Origin of the sequence: Candidatus Endolissoclinum faulkneri L2 (assembly GCF_000319385.1) — a bacterium.
GTDB classification, from domain to species: Bacteria; Pseudomonadota; Alphaproteobacteria; order Thalassobaculales; family Thalassobaculaceae; genus Thalassobaculum; species Thalassobaculum faulkneri.
In genome coordinates, this window is sequence record NC_019566.1 from 1,389,405 (window position 1) to 1,410,365 (window position 20,961).

The 20,961-nt window shown below is 42.4% G+C and carries 1 protein-coding gene; it reads right to left on the reverse strand.

The window, feature by feature from the left end:
• Positions 1-1,279: 1,279 nt before the first annotated feature.
• Positions 1,280-20,917, reverse strand: coding sequence for an SDR family NAD(P)-dependent oxidoreductase (locus tag A1OE_RS04455; RefSeq protein ID WP_044283306.1), 19,638 nt, complete (start codon positions 20,915-20,917; stop codon positions 1,280-1,282).
• Between the last annotated feature and the right edge of the window lie 44 nt (positions 20,918-20,961).

The following is a 20,961-nucleotide window of genomic DNA, read 5'->3' on the forward strand; positions in this document are numbered from 1 at the left end:
TTTTTAGTCACTGCTAGAAAAAAAATAATGTACAATAAATTATTGCTAATAAAATTTTCCAATGTATTAATATACCGGCATGCTAATATTGTGTATGCACACAATAAGGCATGAATAATTTACAGATTTTAGTATCTACTCGGCGTAATATATTAGAAGTATATATATTCTTAATGTCCATCTCTGAATAAATCTAAGAAGCCGTAATTAAAGTCAGCGAATTGCATCAAAAAAAAGATCATATCTTTAATTGATTTTTATTGACGTTAACTAAAGGATATTGACTTATCCTGCGAGTAATTTAAGCAATCTATCTTACTAAGATGGATAACTAACATTATAAATTAAAAGTAAAAATTAAAAATTTAATTAACACTTATATCCTATAGCAAGCTTTGCTTGCTATAGGATATAAGTGTTAATTACAACAAGATTTTCTTACAGCGTAAGATAAAAATATAACTTTTCAAGTAATAAAGAAAAAAATACTAGTAGTCCTTTAAATAAGGATCCGCCTAAAAAAAATAAATCATATTTAAATCAAGCAACATCGTTATTATTAAAAAATTTTGACTATTATAAAGAAGATTAGCTAATAAATTTTTTTACTAAAAGTAAAATACATGTTTGAAAATTATAAACATTAAATTAATGACATAACTATCCATTAAAACTACTGTATAATTACTTTAACTTAAATTGTCCATAATTATTATTTTAGCTATACTTTATCTAATATCTAAAGTAAGGATAGATTGAATATCGGTATTCGGATAGATAGCTAAAGAAATAGCTTATTTTTATATCTATAGCATTACTAAGCTAAAAGTAATTAAATTAAAGATATGTAAGACGTTAGTCTATATCGTAAATAAAATTCAACAAGTTTTCTGCTTAGAAGAAAGCAGTAATTAATTGAAAATTATAATAATCAAATAGCACAATATCGACCATATGTAATCTTGACTTAAGATACTAGTAACAGTTATTTCTTTATAATATATTTTACTTTTATCTTATCAATTTTTATTCAAACTATCTTTAATAATCTTAGTCTTGAAAGTTAAATATTTTAAATCTCGTATTAATTAATATCAATTAATTTTAAATTATACAATTGTCAAAATACCAATGGACTAATATTTTCATAATAAAAATAATACATAAATTACTAAATGGCAAAATTATTAATCTAATTAATCATCTTCGAAATAAAATTTTCTTGTATTATCCAACTATAAATCACTTAAAAAGTTTAATTTATTCATGTATTCAAGCATTACCTATCGGTACTAGCTGCATTAAGATGCTTATATAAAATATCAATTAAAGCATTAATATTTGCAAGACCAACTAAATCACGTGGTGGTATATCCAATCCTAACTCCTCCATCGCAGCCAAAGTAACTTCAACTCGATCTAATGAGGTCGCACCTAAGTCAGTCATGCTAGCCTCTGGCATAATTTCTTCTGCTGGTACATCAACTAAACCTTTACGAATATTATCTAGCACTACATTAACCACATGCTCACGAGTTATTATTTTTCTAGGTGTAATACACAAAAAAGAATGAATTGCTTCTACTACTTGGTTTATATTCGGCTCTAACACAAGCGAAAAATGATCGCAGTCAACAGTAAAAATTTTTAACATACCACCTACTAACCTATCCCAGCCAAATCGATAATCGCCATCTGTTAGAAAAGCAGGTAAACCAAGCGGGTTATCCTTTGGGGCCATGCCCTGTTCACAACGAATCAGCATAGTTTTCAACGCCGGATTAATTGGTGATGTATTGTAAGCTGCTAGTGCCCTACCGATAGTGCTAGCAACTACTTCCATACCTTTGATCATTGCGTGTAACTCTTCACGCTTCATTGGTGGAGAAGATGTAGAAAAAAGGTGATCGAGCACAATGTCAAGCCACAAATCTTTATTGCTGTCGGTTAATGCTCCTAATTCTAACATTTCCGCACCACCCCAAATACTACTTAACCAATTCGCAGCAAGACGGTATACAAAACCACCACCAAAGGCTAAATCCATACCCTTTAAGCTATCAGTACCTGGCGCATTGGCATCAAGTAATATTAAGCTTGCCGCCGGACGTCCACGCTCAGAAAGGATACGAGCTACTTCAAAAGCAATAGCTCCACCACCAGAGTAACCTCCAAGATTATATTGCCCGATTGGGCATACTTGCTCCAAAAGATCAGCATAAATATTAGCAAAATCTTCGATCATACTAGGTATCGGCTGGTCGCCGTGTAAACCAGGAGCCTCAAAAGCATAAACTGGAATTTCTGCGGCTAACCTTCCACCTAAATTTACAGCCCAACTCACTTCCCCCGGTGCACCATGAACAAAAAACAGTGGAGGTATTGACTGCAATGTACCCATTCCAGTCTCACGAATTGCTACTAAAGGTGAACGTGGCAAAACCGTTGTTGTCGTCGACCTAGCAGTATCAGTGCTAGCACTAAGAGCTTTTGCTAAAGCAGAGATACTGCAATGTTGCCATAGTATGGTAACAGGAACTGGCCTTTTTACTAAGCTTTCTAGCCGTCGAGCAATTTCAAGCCCAGAAACAGAATTCATACCTAATTCATACAATGGTTTTTCGTCAGAAATTTCCTTAGACATCAGACCAAGAACAAGCGAAACCAAAGAACGTATTGATTCTATAAGCTTACTATCAACTGAAGGTTCTGGTAATGATAGAGACAAGGTACTTGATTTACTTGGAATTGTTAATGAGTCGGTGGGCAAGCAATCTGGAATTGCTGAATCAACTGCTACGATAATTCTACCTACCGCTTTGCGGCTAGCCATGCGTCGATATGCATCGACAATATGCTCAAATCGATATACACTATCAACTAGGGGATGTATTTTATTGTCTGCTAATACTTGCGCAAGATCATCCATCGCTACTGCCGTACGCTGTGGAGTAGCCATAACCCGGCCAAGATTGACAGTAATAATGCTTTGGTTATCCATAAGGCGAGAAAGATCAACTCTTCCAGATGCCATTAGTCCAGCCAATGCGATTTCGACATACCTACCGCCAGGAGCCAGAGAGTTAATTCCTTCTTGAATCGCCGAACCACCAAGCAAATTTATCACCACATCAGCACCAATCCCGTTAGTTTGTTCAAGGACCCAAGCGGCGACCACATCAGTACCAGCGTTGTAATCTATAACTACTGCTCCAAGCGCCTCTATAGCTGCAATCTTCGTTGAAGAACCAACAGTCGCTAATACCTTAGCTCCTACGGCTTTAGCTAACTGAACTAAAATTGGCCCAACACCACCAGCTGCAGAAGTTACCAGCAATGTTTCTCCTGATGCAAGATCAGCTCTATTAAGTGCATAACGCCCAGTTAAATAAGCAATTGGTAAAGCTACGGCTTGAACAGAATCCAAATCGTCTGGAATTGGTGCAGTTAAAGATGCAGGTAATGTCACATATTCTGCATGGCCACCACGCCCACCCGTAATCGCAACAACACGATCACCAATATTACGTTCTTTCACCTTAGCTCCAACAGATATAATTCTACCAACCACCTCCATGCCAGGTGTAAATGGATAAGGCGGTAAATTTGGATAGCTACCTCTCAAGCTAAGAAGATCACCAAAATTAAGCGAAAAAGTTTCTACACAAATGCCTACTTCGTCAGGCAGTGGTACTCCGCGCGGAACCTGCTGAACAATAATATCATCAACGTCCGATGGGCGATAAATTCGTACTGCCTGATAAGTTTTTGCATTAGAGTCACTAATATTTGTTTCTGTCAAAACGGTGGCGCTCTTTGAAGATGATACTACTGTGTCAATCCAACATCTTCGTCTCTCAAAAGGATATGTGGGCAAAGATACTGGAATAGGCACTGCGTCCTGCCAATAGGCGCGCCAATCTATCGGCGCTCCCTGGACCCAAGCTTTAGCAAAATCTTGCGCTGAAGCAGACATACTAGGAGTAGCAAGAGAACGGCTATTAGCCTTACCTTGGGCTACACTTTTACACTTTTCACCTGATGAAAAAGCCCGCAATCGTTGCACCAAGGTTTGACGATCCTCAGCCACAATCGCCAGTCGAAAAGCCATCGCTTCACGACCAACCTGTAACGTCCAAGCAACTGACGAAATTAAATTTTGCCCCTTATCTAAGTAATCAGCTAATCTTCCAGCCATTTCTAGCAGTTGTTCAGATTTCTTTGCAGAAAGAGGAAAAACTTGTGCCACAGAACCGACAGAAGAGGAAACTTTTCCAATCATTGGCGCCTCAGCGACAACCAATACAGCACTTGATCCACCTGCACCACTAGCAGTAATAGTAGCGATGCGAGGTTCATCACCCCTAGCCCATGGAGTTACTGTGTCTGAGAAAACAAATTTATCTAATTCTACATCTGGATGTAATTGGACTGGAAGCGCGAAAGGAAGTATCTTTTCTTGTTCTAGCTGAAGAACCACTTTAGATAATTGTGCTAAACCTGATGCTGCTGAAAGATGTCCAATAATCCCCTTTAAAGTTCCAAGTCGACGCGATCCGCTCGCTGAATTATACACCATAGACAAAGCACTTGCCTCTGCAGGATCGCCAATGGGAGAACCGGCAGCCTGTGCCTCAATATAACTGATAGCATCAGGAGAAACTTTGGCGTTATCCAAAGCAACACTAATCAGTTCAGCCATTGAAGCTGGACTTGGTAACATGTATCCAGTAGAAAGTCCATTTGATCCAGAAGCACCTCCAAGAATTATTGCTCGCACACGATCTCCATCACGCTCAGCATCTGATAATCGCTTAAGTACGACTGCACCAACGCCATCACCCTCAACAAAACCGTCAGCCCTAGCATCAAACGGTCTGCCTATACCATTAGGTGATAGCAAACCCATTGCCGCCATAGCGCGTTGATTCTGCGGATGTAAAAGCAAATGAACGCCGCCTGCTATCGCTGCGTCGATTACGCGATTACGCAGAGCATCAATAGCTAACAATATTGCGTGTAATCCAGCAGAACAAGCAGTATCAACTGCAATACTTGGGCCTCGAAAATCAAGTTGATGCGAAACCCTGTTAGCAATCGACCAAAAAGACGATCCAGCCAAACCGCTACCACCGGATGCTAAATCCAACGTCCCGATACGCTGGTAATCAGTACGCATAGCACCAGTATAAACTCCAACTCGACGCCGATCTCCACCGAGCTGCCGAGGAGTAGTTGCTGCATTTTCTATAGCTGCCCAAACAGTTTCTAAAAATATTCGCTCCTGTGGATCCATAGCTGCTGCTTCAGCCGGAGAAATTTGAAAGAAAAGCGGATCAAATCGATCAACGTGTTCGATTATCGCAGCATTATGCGCACCTGGTTCAGGCGCAGCAAAATATGGCCAACGCTCTTCTGGGATCATGCAAGCCACGCATTCACCCGTAATAAGAGTATTCCAAAAATCCGCCTCATTCTCCCCTTTAGGATAGCGCCCAGCCATACCAACAATAGCAATAGGTTCTAGATTTCTAATATTAAGGGAAGAAGACAACGCTAACTCATCTGTTACAGGAGCAATATTGACCGAAGATACTGCAGCGTCCAAGTTACTAAGGGAAGGAGTAGAAGTAATAGTACGGTTAGTGTTTGTAATAACTTCAAAAGTATTAGATGCAAACTTATCATCACTAAAATTAGCAGCAATTTCCACTGGCTTTTCTCGCAATAACACCTGAGCAAAACCATATAATGTAACGCCCTCAAACAATAATGAAGTGGGGAATGCACCAATTTTATTCTCTATCTTAGCCCGAATATCCATGGCGACTAAAGAGTCAACCCCATAAGCTTCATACGGTTCATCTACCGCAAGCTCCGAAGGGCTAAGTTTTAATGCTTTACTGAAAATATCGCGCAACCAATTAATCAAACCACTATTAGTCATATTAACCGCTGGCGTTGAACAAACGTTAGAAGAAGACTCAGACTTAACGCGATAACCTGGCATCCAGCCATTAGATACCGCAGCGATAATACTTTGACCACTCTCTGGGCCAAGCTCACCAAACGCTGAGGATATAAATCCAGCTCTACTGAGCAGACCACGCCATCCCGATACGTCGAGGAGCGGACCTCCATGAGGCATTCTTGCTGCTGAGTCCGTATATGCCCACCAACCCTCTGTTAACCCAAAGGTTAAAGTTGCTAAGTCTGATCTCGCCGTCATTTCATTCAACAACAATACCCCGCCCGGAGCCAAAAGTGCTTTGACATGATCAACAGCCCGAGAAAGATCAGAAGTAGCGTGTAATACATTAGAAGCGATCACCAAATCATAAGCCCCGCATACAAAACCCTGCTTAATGGGATCAGCATTAATATCAAGAACAGAAAAACTTATTTGGGGCTTATTCGCAAAAAGTGCTCGAGCTGGATCAAGAAAAATAGATGACACATCTGTCATAGTGTAATCAAAATCTTGACCAGAAGCTGATAAAGCCTCAGCAATAGCAACTGTTGCGCCACCAGTACCAGCGCCTACCTCTATCACTTTTAAAAGCCTATCTGGCATAGCCATAGATAAGGTAGCAGCTGCTAACATTGCGTTATACGGGTCCGAAGAAGGGTTATCACGATATACAGCTTCCACCAGTGAAGCCGATCCCTTGGGAAATAATACATCCGTCGCCTTACGAAGGTCAGTAAGCACGGCAGTTAATCCATCAAGACAAGTCTCTAACAATTTTAGATGAGCAGACAATAAAACTACTTTTGGACGCTCGGGTGCTTTCATGGTAGAATTTACTCTTAGAGTAACCATACCATCACGCATAATTAATACACCAGACCTTGCCATTATATCAAATAGAGCTGTCAGTAAACGACTATAGTTAGGATGTACGCCAAGATGGGTAGCAATATCTTCTAACTTCTTGGTTCCCTTTTGCAAAGCTGCTAGTTTACCAAAGATGTCAATTAATTTAAGGCGACCATATTCTTCAATTGCCAATACATCTGCGACAGCAATACTTAATCTTTCTTCATCTAAATTAGGCCAGCTGTTCAGGCTAGCAAGTGCGTTTATTCCTAATTTTTCCGAAATAGGTAATACTTTTGGTGGAAATAAAATACGAGTTACATCATTTTCTACTTGAGATAAACCAGTAGCGGTAAAACGCATAACAGCTGCTATCTTTATATCACGACCTAGCAGCCAGCGAAAAACAGCTAATCCATCTTCAGTACTAATAGGATCTACTCCAGCCGCAATAGCCCTAGCGCGATAATCATCGCGCGCCACTATCCCCGTCTCCCCCCAGAAACCCCAATTAATCACCGATACTCTAACACCTTTACGACGCCCCCATGATAAAGCCCAAGCATCAATAAATGTGCAGCCTGCTGCATAGTTTGCTTGACCTGGATTGCAAGTTAAAGAATTACTAGAAGAAAATATAGCTAACCAGTCTGGCCGACGCTCTCCTAAAGCTTGTTCCAAAGCTACTGCGGTGCGCGATTTATTAACTAAGGCACGATCCAGAGTCTCAGCATCCATAGTTTCCACCAAGGTGTCTGACAACACAATAGCAGCATGGATTATCCCGACAATTCGCCCCCACTTACTCTCAACAACTTCCACTACATGACTCAATGCAAACGAATCAGTAGCATCAACCTGACAATACCACGCAATACCTCCTGCTGCTTTCACTCTATCCTTAGCTGCACGAATATCGTCATTTTCTTTCCGTCGACCAATCCAAACAATACGAGCTGCATAACGCTGAGCAAGATCAAAACTTATTGCTTGTCCAATGCCACCGGCACCTCCAAGGATGAGAACGACACTACCTGTATCTAGGTGGAAATCTGCTTCGCCTTCAAAATTCAACTCACTAAGTCGGCTAACAAAGCGCCGGCCATCACGATAAGCTATATCATTTAATTCACCCCCGCCATCAGCAAGCAGCAATCTTTGATGAGCTCGGCTATCAGCAATATTTTCCTGATCAATAAGTGGTAAATCAATCACTAATGGATTAAGTGCGGGATGCTCCCGAGCCAAAGTACGAACAAAGCCAGACAAAGCTGCAAATGAATAGTCTTGATAATCATCATTTACCAAGCTATGAACACCACGGGTAACTACTCGCAAACATCTGGTAATACCACTGGCAATTAAAAATTTAGATAGCTCTAGCAGCCGGTGCACTCCATCAACTTCGGCATCTTCTAATTTAACTGGATGGCGATCAGAGAAGGCAACAAAAACAATCGTACGTGCTTCATCAATCTCAAATTTCCAATTCGATAAGTCTAAAATATAAGCTTTCTGCCCTAATAAATTTACTTCATTAACTAAATTTCTTGCCCAAGATGTTGCAATGCTTCCTCCAGTTGCTATTAATATAGCAACTGGTCCTTGAAGAGGGGTTAACTGTGAACTTTCAGCAACCCAATAGCGCTGTAAAAGAAAAGTTTTAGCAATTTCAATGGACGATTCTGACATCTTAGCACAAAGACCAGAAATTTTTGCTACCAGCATATCATTGGCTGTGAATAGCTCGGTATTAGCAATAATCGCTCCTGGTTCACTATCTTGACACAAGGATAGACGAGCTTTCGTTGCGCAAGCAATATTTGAACGAACGTAAGCACGCTTTAAGCTAGTAGGCATCAATAGCATACCAGGATTACCGCGTTCTATAGCAAAAGCAGCCAATGCATGTAAGGCAGCGTCCAGAATGCCAACTGCTGCGATATCAATTATTTCTTCACTTAAAATTTTAGTAGGGGGAGTAAAAGTTACTAGAGCTTCATCACCAACCACGCGTACCGATTTTACGCGATGAAATTCGGGGCCGTAAACAATGCTAGTGTCTTTCAGGAAGTCATAAATTTGTGAAGATTCAATCTTATTTCCACCAACAGGCATCGCCGAAGATTCAACTTCTGGACAGACTCCTGTAGTGCGAGTGCCAGTAACAGCACCACTCATCATAGTAAAACGACCATCAGCAGAATTTACTAAATTGATATCAAGACCGCTATCCGTAGCTTCCACCGGAAAGTGCCAAATTAAATCAGAAACCATCACCCAGTCATCTTGTCCTTGACATGCTATAACTAAAGCAGTAACGCCTGGTAATATACAACGACCAGCAACCTTGTGCCCAACAAGGATTGGATGATTTGAAGAAAGAACAAGTGAAGCAACAGGCTTAGCTAAAACAGGTGTAGAATTCACCCAAAAACGACGATGATCAAATGGATAACCCGGTAAATCAGCGATACCTCCTCTCGGCAATGCTTGCCAAGATGGCTTTCCTCCGCTAAGAAATAGTCTTACATCATCGATAAAAGAATCCGGTACTTGATCACCTACAGCTGTATCAAGATTTGTCTCTTTTCTTGAGATTAAACAAAGAGAATTAAGTAAGCTAGAACGTGAACCAGCTACAACCACACAACGACTATTAAAGACGGTTCTACGTACAGCTAAAGTGTAAGCAACATCAACTAAGATAGCATCCTGAGCAATACCATTAGCCAACGTTGCTGCTAGCCGCCGCAAAGCTACCTGGGATGGAGCCGATAGCGGAAACACCAACAAGTTAGCTAAGATAACAGGCATTGATATTTTGGGAGGAGGGCCAAGCACCATATGTGCGTTAGTGCCACTAAATCCGAAAGAACTAACTGCCGCTAATGGACGTTCAGGATCCATAGAATGAAGACTAGTTGCAACTCGAAAAGGAGTATCCTCAAAAGAGATATGAGTATTTGGTTGGCTGAAATTTAAGCTAGGCGGAATTTTACCATAACGCAAGGATAGGGCTACCTTTATCAACCCAGCCATACCGGAAGCTGCTAACGTATGACCAATATTCGTCTTCACTGAGCCTATAGCTACTGATTCACGCTCACTTGGCGGAATACCACTCTCGGTAAAAGCTTGAGTCAAAGCTGAAACCTCAATAGGATCGCCAAGTTTGGTACCAGTACCGTGTGCTTCAACCAAACCAATACGTTGAACATCAATTCCAGCGCGAGCGTAAAGCCCAGCTTCTAGACGTGCTTGAGAAGCAGCACTAGGTGCTGTAATTGAAGTAGTACGTCCGTCTTGATTGACCGCTGAACCAAGAATGGTAGCGTAGATGCGATCACAATCCGCAATAGCCTTGGCTAGTGGTTTTAAAACTACTACCCCCAAACCTTCACCTGGCACAAAACCATCGGCCGCATTATCGAATGTCTTGCAAAGTCCATCCGGTGCTAACATACCAGAAGCTGCGGTCATTACATGCATCTGAGGCGTTAACATCAGATTAATACCACCAGCTAACGCTATCTCACACTCCCCATCTAATAAACTGCGTACAGCATAATGAGTTGCTACTAAACCAGAAGAACAGGCAGTATCAATCGCTAGACTGGGTCCTTTAAGGTCAAGAAAATAAGCAAGCCGCGCTGCTAACACCGAAGATGTGTTACCCAATAACATCTGCCCAGACAATTCAACGCCATCACGCGGCAGCAAATTAACATAATCGCTCTGCCCACCGCCAACAAATATCCCACATGCTACTCCCTTTATACCTTCACGACTAAGTCCAGCATCCTCGAAAGCATGCCATCCTTCCTCCAAGAATAAACGCTGTTGCGGATCCATAACCTCGGCTTCCTTTGGTGACAATCCAAAGAAAAGGGGGTCAAATCGGTCCACATCAGAAATAAAGCCGCCCCAACGAACAGCTGAACATTGAGAAGGGTCAGTTAGAGTAGCGATATTCTCCTCAACCGACCAACGATCTGTTGGTACCTCGCTGATGGCTGAACGGCCATCACAGATTAACTTCCAGAAGTCCTTAACTGAATCTGCTTTAGGATAACGTGCGGCAATACCAATAATAGCAACAGCTTCATTCGCTAAAGAATCAGTGGTATTAGTTGTTAAATTTGATGATACAGCGTGGATCATTTCTTGAGAATCCAAAGTATTATTCGATGGGCTAACACCACTTCCTCCAGGGCTATTATCTGGCCCAGCATTTAAAGCAGAAGCAATAGCAATAATCCCTTTAAAAGTCATTAAGCGATGTGCTGTCATGTCGCTGCCAAAGGAACGATTCAAGCGATAAGCTATTTCTCCAGCTTGTACCAGATCTATTCCTAGCTCATTTAGCGGCACATCAAGAGTTAGTGCATTGGAGTCAACGCTTAGTACTTCAGCGACAATCGATCGCACGGCAATTAATACTTTATCATTGTTCTCAATTTCATTCTGATGTGGGGAATTAATATTGCTAGATCTTTCAATACTCTTTGTCTCAAGAAATGATGCATTAGAAACAAGGTCAACAGATTGTGAATTCTTACCTGAAGCTAAGAAAGCTGCTAGTGCATTAAGATCTGCACAACGGCTAATTTGTTCAAATGTCGGACGAAAACCAATTTTTATTGCTATATCATCAATGATTTTCGCTGCAGACTCTGGATCAATATGAAAATCAGTAATAGGTGCACTAGGATCGATAGATTCTTCTGATTTTCCTAGAGAAATTCCAATTCGCTCACGTAAAAAGTTTAAAATAGGAGCAGCTTCTTCAGAAAGCTTTACAGACGAAGATGGATCGGCCATCGGCGCTGTAAAACGATTAGACAAAGACGCAGCTACGTAATTAGCAAGATCCATAATGGTAGGATAATCGTACAATCTAGCTGCCTGCATACCAATACCATAGATGTCATTGATATTTTGTACCACTTCAACCGCCAAGATTGAATCTAGCCCAAGATCGCCAAAACCTGATGTTTCATCCAATACTTCAGGCTCTACATAAAGAGCTTCAGCAACAATACGACGAATCTCAAGTAATACGACATCAGCATTTTGTGAAACAGGAGAAGATAGAGAAGTAGATGGCTGAACAATGGATTTGGGTACTGGATTGACAAAATGATCAGTGACACTTGAGCTTGCAACAAATTTAGCTAATGCTTCGACTGTTGGATAATCATAAAGACGAGCAGCCTGAAGCTTAGTGCCAAAAGTCTGATTGATCTCCTGCACTAATTCAACAGCCAAAATAGAATCAAGGCCAATATCGGATAATCCAGCAGTACGATCAATTGTCCCCGCTTCTACGTACAAAGCACTTGCCACTAAGTCAGTGATACGATCACCAATCTCTGATTGATCATATTGCAACGCGTTAGGAATGACAGGATTGATTGAGGATGACGATGACGCTAAAGATGATTCTTTAGATGATTCTGAGGATGACGCTAAAGATGATTCTTTAGACGATTCTGAGGATGACGCTAAAGATGATTCTTTAGATGATTCTGAGGATGACGCTAAAGATGATTCTTTAGACGATTCTGAGGATGACGCTAAAGATGATTCTTTGACCAATGTACTTGTCAAATTAGTCTGAAGATCTGAAGCAATAACTTCTTCCGTATTTAGCTTTTTCTTGAACCAGCATCTTGGGCCATCTAATGGACGTTCGGGTAATGTTATTCTCGGGCCGCTGGCCAAACCAATATCTTGCCAATCAATTTCTGTTCCAGCTACCCAAAGTCGAGCAATACGAAGCAGTTCACCTTCTTCCAAAAGCTCTCTTATCATAACATCTGTTTCCGGTCCTTTCGTCAAAGCCCCAGAACCGACTAAACCTTCGACAACACTTGCATCCGTTGCCGTTCCTTTTAACACAGCAATAGCAGTCCTTAATTGCGCAACAGCGTTATCTTCTGGCGTTACACGCACCGCAACTCGCGCAGCAAGAGGCACACGTCCCAACATTAAAGTTGCTGCAACAGCAGACAAAGGTAAAGAATGTTCAATTAAATAGTTAACTAATATTTCACAATAAGCTATCAATCGTGTTTTGGTCATGGCAGATACTGCCAATAAGGTGCTTCGTTCTAGAAATGATGCAATAACTTGCTTCGGCGCCTCTTCAAGCACTACATGAGCATTCGCTCCACCAAAACCAAATGAACTAATACCCGCACAACGCGGTCCTGCGTTAGGTTGTTTAACCCAAGCCTCAAGGCGACTAGCGATTCGTATCAAACCATCAGATAAGTCGATTAAAGGATTAATATTCTCAACATGTAAACTAGCCGGAATAGTATGATGGCGTAATGCCTGAATTAACTTTACAAGGCCAGCTATCCCAGCTGCTGGTTCTAAATGACCAATGTTAGATTTTACTGAACCAATCGAACAAGCAGCCGTGCTATTAGTGCGCCCTAAGGTGTGGAAAGCTTGCCTCAATCCCTCTATTTCCACTGGATCACCAAGCTCGGTACCTGTACCATGAGCCTCTATATAGCTAATAGCGTCCACATGAATATTAGCATTGCGCACCGCTCGAACAATCGCCTCTGCCTGAGCAGAGGCATTAGGTGCTGTTATAGTTTGAGCATGACCGCCATGACTTACAGCACTCCCGCGAATTACCGCAAGTACAGGATTGCCATCGGCCAAGGCATTCTCAAGTGGCTTTAAAAGGACGGCACCAACACCTTCACCCTTGACATAGCCATTAGCCCTAGCGTCAAAAACAAAACAGCGACTGTCTGGAGAAGCAACGCCAAGCTTACGCACAGTCTCCTCACTATCGGGACTAAGCATAACACTAACCCCACCTGCTAACACCATCTCTGCCTCGTTAGCGCGTAGGATTTGAACTGCGCGGTGAACGGCAACTAACGATCCAGAACATGCAGTATCAACGGCCTCGCTTGGCCCAAGCAAATCAAATAGCCACGAGATACGGTTAGCAAGAAGTGCAGAAATGTTACCCAGTGCCATTTGGGCTCGAGAGGATTCATCAAAAGGCACTAACCGAGCATACTCGTTAACCTGACTTGCAAATAAAACACCGATCCTACGTCCAGCAAGCATATCCATACGCAGCCCAGCTGCTTCAACTGCATTCCAGGAAGCTTCAATAGCTAGCCGATGCTGCGGATCCATAAGCAAAGCATCACGCAACGATAAACCAAAAAATTCGTATTCAAAGCGATCCACACAATCGATATAGCCACCAATACCGCCGCTATGCTCCAATCCCCAATCATAGCGATCTTTTGGTACAGAAGCAATTAAATCACGTCCAGCTTCCAGATTACGCCAAAATGCATTTACGTCCGGAGATCCAGGAAAGCGCCCCGCCATACCAATAATAGCGATCGCGCTATTATTGGTATGCGTAACATGGGATGAAGAATTTGACCGCGATCCCGACAATACAGAAGAGTTAGCTGAGTTTGATATTATAGACGCTCTGGCTGCAACGTTATGTTCTTTGATCAAATAACTAGCAAGAGCAGAAATCGATCCATGAGCAAAAAAGACTGCTGGAGACAAATTAATTCCAAAAGTGTGAGAAATCGAAACAGCAAAATCCTTCAAAGCAATAGAATCAAATCCAAAATCCACTAGATTGGAGTCAAGCGTCAATCGGTCAGCAGGAAGTTTCATCTGCTCCGCAATAAGCTTTGTCAAAGTTGTCGCCACTGTACTAGCTGAATAGTCTTCCTTATGAGAGGATTTGGTAGGGATAATCGTAGATTTTTGGGATGAATTGACATGGTTTATCTGGCCATCCATAAGGCTACGCGCTGACATTGCATCACTCGGTACAATCATTACTGATGGTGCTTTACCGCTCAATACCTGATCAAAAACGATAAACGCCTCCTCAGTACTAATCGCACGTAACCCTGATACTTCAGTAAATAGTTGCGATCCGGTAGCTGACATTACCAACTTACCATCCGCCCAAAGCGGCCAGCCAAGTGCGCGAGATACACCATGTCTACAACCATTACGCACTTGCAAATCACGCCAAGCTATAAAACGATCTGCATAAGCATTCGCTAGAGCATAATCACATTGCCCAAAATCTCCAAGCTCTGCTGCCAAAGAACTAAAAACAACAAAAGCTTGCAATGAACGATTGCCAAACACGCTGTCAAGCGAAGCTATGCCAAGAGCTTTAGAACTAAAAACAACGCGCATATCGCTCCACGTTTTGGATACTACAGAACCTTCGCTAGCTACGCCAGCTAAATGATAAACAGCACAAATAGGAGCAAAGGTATTTTCTATTTCAGTTATCGTTGTAGTCAGCGCTACCTCATCAGCTACATCGCACACTCTATAACATGCCGAACTACCAGCAATTTCAATATCTCTTATAGTTTTTCCGATTGCATCATTTTGTATACTACGACCAAGTAGAACAATTTTTGCACCAGTCTCACTAGCCAGCTTTAGTGCCAGTAAACCAGCCAAAACACCACCACCACCAGTAATCAGAACAGCTGCACCATACGGATTTAAAGAAAAAATTCCTTTCTCTAAGAGAACAGGCTTCATCTGCCGCATCTCACGAGATCCACCAACCATTTTTATCTCGCGCGGGCCGAAGCCAATTTCAGATAAAATGAGATCAGCTTCAAAAACCTCCATTTCCAAAGTTCGCACCTGAGCTCTGCCGCCCAAGAAATCTATTGATCGACCAAATGAAACGAAAGCAGATTCACCTGGTGCCCCTCGATGCACCAACAACACTGGAACAGAGCGACCAGAATTTGATAGCAGACCTTGAACAACTGCTAAGAGAGCAGCACCAGTATCTTCAGCTAAGAAAGGATTGTCAGGCTCCCTGCTTCCTAAAATCACTATAGCGTCTGATTGATTCGCAGCTGAGTGCAATAACTCAGTTTCTCGAAATAATAATCTTCTGGAGTTACCAAAACTCCAACCAGCAACGATCTCAGCAGCTACCGGATCTTCACCCACAACTAGTAATTGTCCAGAAACAGGTACTACAGGTGCTGAATCACTAACCCAATCAGCTGCCATTATTGTTACTTGAGGAACTTGAGATTTATTGATTACTAATCTATTATCAGGTACTTGGATCCAGTACGGGCTCAATTCAAATGGATAAGTTGGCAAACTAATTCTCCGGCCACCCAAGCCAATATTTGAAAAGTTTATTTCACAACCATCACGATACAATTTCGCCATATCATCCAAGGTTGTATTGCTCTTCGAAACGACATTATCACACCGCAGTGCTGATACTAGCTCCACAATCGAATCAGCGACAGTGGCAAAGCGATGCTCAAAATGAGTTCTACCCATTGCTAAAGTCATTGCTATGTCAGCCAAAGCTAATGTTCGACTTTCCAAATATTCAGCAAGTTCTCTACGTTTAGTCGCTAAAGCGGTTAATGTTTTAGCAGATAACAGAAAAAGCTGCTGTCCTGTGACAGCTTGTTTTCGTAAAGACTCAGGTCCTTCTTCAATTACCAGATGGCAATTAGTTCCACTAAAACCAAAAGAACTTACAGCCGCTCTACGCTTCGCATCGTTCTCAACCTGCCACGATTCTAGCATTGTAGGCACTCGGAATGGAGTTTTAGACAAGTGTAATCGAGGATTTTCTTCATTGTAATGCAGCGAGGGATAAATCTCCCCGTCACGCACCGCCAGCACGGCCTTTATAAAACCACCGATTCCCGCAGCATGAGCAGCGTGACCAATATTGGTCTTAACTGACCCAATAGCGCAAAAACCAGATTCATCAGTCCAATCCGCCCAAGCACGAGTTAACCCCTCTACTTCGATCGGATCACCTAATGGTGTCCCAGTACCATGGGCTTCAACGTAACCGATAGAAGTAGGATTAATGCTATAACGAGAATAAACCAAGCGATGTAAAGCCGCTTGGCTTTCTGGGCTAGGAGCGGTAATACCATTGGTTTTGCCATCTTGGTTTATTCCAGAGCCAAGAACAACTGCTTGAATATTATCACCATCTTCCAAAGCGCGAGATAACGGCTTTAGCAACACAGCACCGGCGCCTTCACCGGGCACAAAACCGTCAGCTGATACGTCAAACGCAGCGCATCGACCCTTAAGAGATAACATACCTGCCTTCCCGGCAGCTACATTAAAGCCTTTCACAGTAGTCACAAACACTCCACCCGCTAGGGCAATGTCACAATCACCGTCTTGGATACTCCGGCAAGCGGTGTGAATTGCGACTAATGAAGATGAACATGCAGTATCAATCGCTAAAGCAGGACCTTTTAAGTTAAGCATGTAAGAAATACGAGCTGCCAATATAGAGGCTGCGTTACCCATAAAAGCAAAAGACTCCGGTTCTACTCCAGCTAATGTCATACGATGAGTATAGTCTCCTCCATGAGCACCTACAAAAACACCACAACGTAAACCATTCAACGCCAAATCGCCATATCCCGCATCTTCCAAAGCACGCCAAGCTTCCATAAGAAATACCCTATGCTGTGGGTCTGTCAGCTCAGCTTCCTTACCAGACATTCGCATAACTAGTGGATCGAAACCCTCAGCATTAACAAGAAACCCACCCCACCGCTCAAATGGATTAACAGCTCCAGTACTATCTACCTCCGGATACCAGCGCGATAGCGGCACCTCAATAATCCCATTATGCCCATCGCGCAACATCTTACGAAACTCATTAATATTTGAAGCGTCAGCAAATCTAGCAGAAAGACCTATCACAGCAATCGGCTCATCCTTAGAACTGGAAACAGAAGAAGCAAGTGTACTTTTTTCTTTACGTGCGCTATAGGTAGTTGATTTTGAAGGTAATGATGCACCAGCAATAGATAAATGACCTGCAAGATCAGAAACAGTAGGATAATCAAACACTACAGTCGGTCGGAGATCAACACCCAGATCGATATTGATTCTCTCGACTAAGGCAACACCAAGGATAGAATCCAGGCCTAACTCCATAAAGCGTCCCTGAGAATCAACCTCTTCTACAGGAAGAGTTAGCACCTGAGCAACAACTTCACGTAAATAGTTATCCAGACTCTTTGAACTAGTAACCTGAGTGAAAATATCTTTGTGGGCAATTTGCATATTGCCATTATCTCGGCGATCTGTTCTATGCGCAGATAATACTGGTAGATCGCTAACAGCTTCACCTCGCCTGGCGCAAATAATTGCCTGCACCGCATGACCTTCTTGGTCAGTTATTGAGTTAAAAGAAACATCAGGAAAATCAGTGCTTTTTAAAATTGTACGCCAACCTTCTACTGAAAGAACAGGAGCATCAGGCAATCGTATATTTGCATCCTCAAAAGCCCACCAGCCATCAGTTAATCCAAAAGTAAGAGTAGCAAAATCTTGTACATTAACTACCTCGTTTAGGAGCAGTGAACCGCCTGGGAGTAATAATTCATGTAAACGGTTTAAAGTTTTATCGATACGTTTAGTAGCATGCAATACGTTAGAAGCAATAATTACGTCGAATGGACATTGTGTCGCTACAGAACCGGGCAATTCCGCTTCTATGTCAAACACATGAGCTAAGAAATTTAATTCTTTAGGTATAGGCGTTAGATTAGCGGGCGCAGCCTTTACGAAAGCACTAGCTACATCAGTAAAAACGTATTTTGCAGAACGTCCGACAGCAGAAAGAGCATCCAAAACGGCACGAGTTGCACTACCTGTTCCGCCTCCCACCTCTAGCAATTTTAGCGGTCGATTATTTTTTACTGCCATGTCAGTTATAAACTTTGCCAACCGCACGTTCAATTCGTTAGCTAAGGGATTACCACTATATATGGCCTCGACTAAATCACCCTTCCCGCCAGGAAATAATATCTCCATCGCGGTCCGCTTACCGGTAAGTACCAAAGCTAAACCTTCCAAAGTCGCAACTAGTAAATCAAGGAAAGGCGCTGTGTCAGGGTGAGCCGATCGTAAAATAGATTGAGATTTCGCACGATCTATCAGATCTACTGAAGGGTTTGGAAGAATCAAATCACCCTCCAATATCAAAACCTTTTGGCGCGCCGCGATGTTAATCAAGGCATCAAAAAGTCGAGCGCGGCTGTCTACCACACCAAGCTTATGGCGAGACCAAGCACGAGTAAAATCTCTACGTCCCGTCGAAAATAAACCCATATCTGCTAACACAGATACCAACGCTTCGCGTCCCCAAGCTTCTGCTAATCTAAAAGCTGAACCATGCCGCTTCAAAGCTGATTCAGCATCTGAAGCAATAGCAGTTGATACGGATGTCAATTCACCAGGACGAATTCGCGCAAAAGGATAACCAGGTATAGACACCCGCCGCGCCTGAAGATCAAATGCTGAACGTGAAGGAAGGTTTCCATCTTTTATAAAAGAATTAATTGTTGTATCATCACTGAAATGCTGCTTGCCTTCAGCGATAATTGATAAACCTGCAATAAGCTCTTCCCTAGTTTTAGCCAAAAAGCCAGCTCGTACATTAAACGCTCCTCGACCAACACCTAAACTAAACGCAACATCGCCTGGAGATACTTCAGGGTTAGCTATAACCCAATCGAGCATTTGCTTCGCGTGTACAGTAAGTAAATCTTGATTTCTGGTGGATAATAAAACTGGCGAGGCCGAGCTACTAGACAAAATCCGAGATTCGACAGGGAATTCTTCAATAACTAAATGGGCATTAGTACCACTGAAACCAAATGAGCTAAGTGCTGCCATCCGAGAATCACCAATGGACACATCCCAAGGCTGTAACGCAGTTGCTACCGTAAACGGGCTTGCATCAAAGTCAATTTTTGGATTAGGGCTACCAAAGTTAAGAGTTGGTGGAATAGCATGATAACGCATCATTAACAAAATTTTAATTAAGCCAGCCAATCCAGCTGCGGTCAGTGTATGACCAACATTAGTCTTAACTGACCCAATCCGACAAAATCCACGATCTTGGGTAAAACTTCGAAATGCTTCTGTCAGAGCATCAACCTCGATCGGATCGCCTAATGGCGTCCCGGTACCATGAGCCTCCACATAAGATATTAAGCGCGGATCAATACCAAAACGTCTGTAAACTTCCTCTTCCAATGCTTGCTGAGCAGTTCCACTAGGAGCAGTAATTCCATTCGTACGACCATCTTGGTTAATGCCAATGCCACGAATGACACCGTGAATAGTATCCCCGTCTGCAAGTGCAGAACTAAGTCGCTTTAATACTACTACCCCAGCACCTTCACCACACACAAAACCATCTGCTGAAGCGTCGAAAGTATGACATAATCCAGTGGGAGAAAGCATACCACCCTCAGCCATCGCAGTCATAAATTCCGTAGTGTTAATAACGCAAACACCACCTGCCAATGCAATATCCACTGTTTTTGTTTCTAGTGCTTCTACTGCTAGATAAAGCGCAGTTAAAGACGAAGAACAAGCAGTATCAACGGCAATACTTGGGCCTTTTAAGTTTAAGAAATAAGAGATTCTTGCTGCAAGGATGGATGCCACGTTACCCATCAGTGCTAATGGATTACTACTTACCCCACGATCTTTAAGAATTCCTGAATAATCACCACTGCCAGCTCCAACATAAACTCCGCAACGCGCTTCAGACATAGCTTCCCCACCAAGCCCAGCATCCTCCAGTGCATGATAAGACTGCTCTAGAAATAGCCTCTGTTGTGGATCCATCAAAGTGGCTTCAGTTGGAGATATCTTAAAAAAACCATTATCGAAAACTTCCGGATCATTTAAGAATCCAGCACGCGGGCACTGGCCAGCAATTGCTTTAGTAAAACGATCATATGGCGGATCACATATAATAGAGCGACCGTCGCGTAATACATCCCAGTATTCATCTAGCCCTTCAACATTGCCAAATCGGCTTGACATCCCAACTACTGCGATTGCAAGTGATTTGCTACTACGGTTAGCTTTAGATGGAGAAAAAGCAGATGCGTCTTGTTTGTCCTTTAACAACAACAACGCCTCATTTGCTAAAAGCATTCCATCAGCTACAAGCGCCATAAGCCGCCTTTTTTGGGCGTCTGCTCCTGCCTTAATAGTGCGTTGTGTCATTGCTCCCTCTACGAATAATATTCATCAATACAACACAAGAAGAG

What these genes read in the sequence shown, in the direction of transcription:
- A1OE_RS04455 (WP_044283306.1), bottom strand. Translation starts at nt 20,917, where the DNA reads ATGACACAACGCACTATTAAGGCAGGAGCAGACGCCCAAAAAAGGCGG.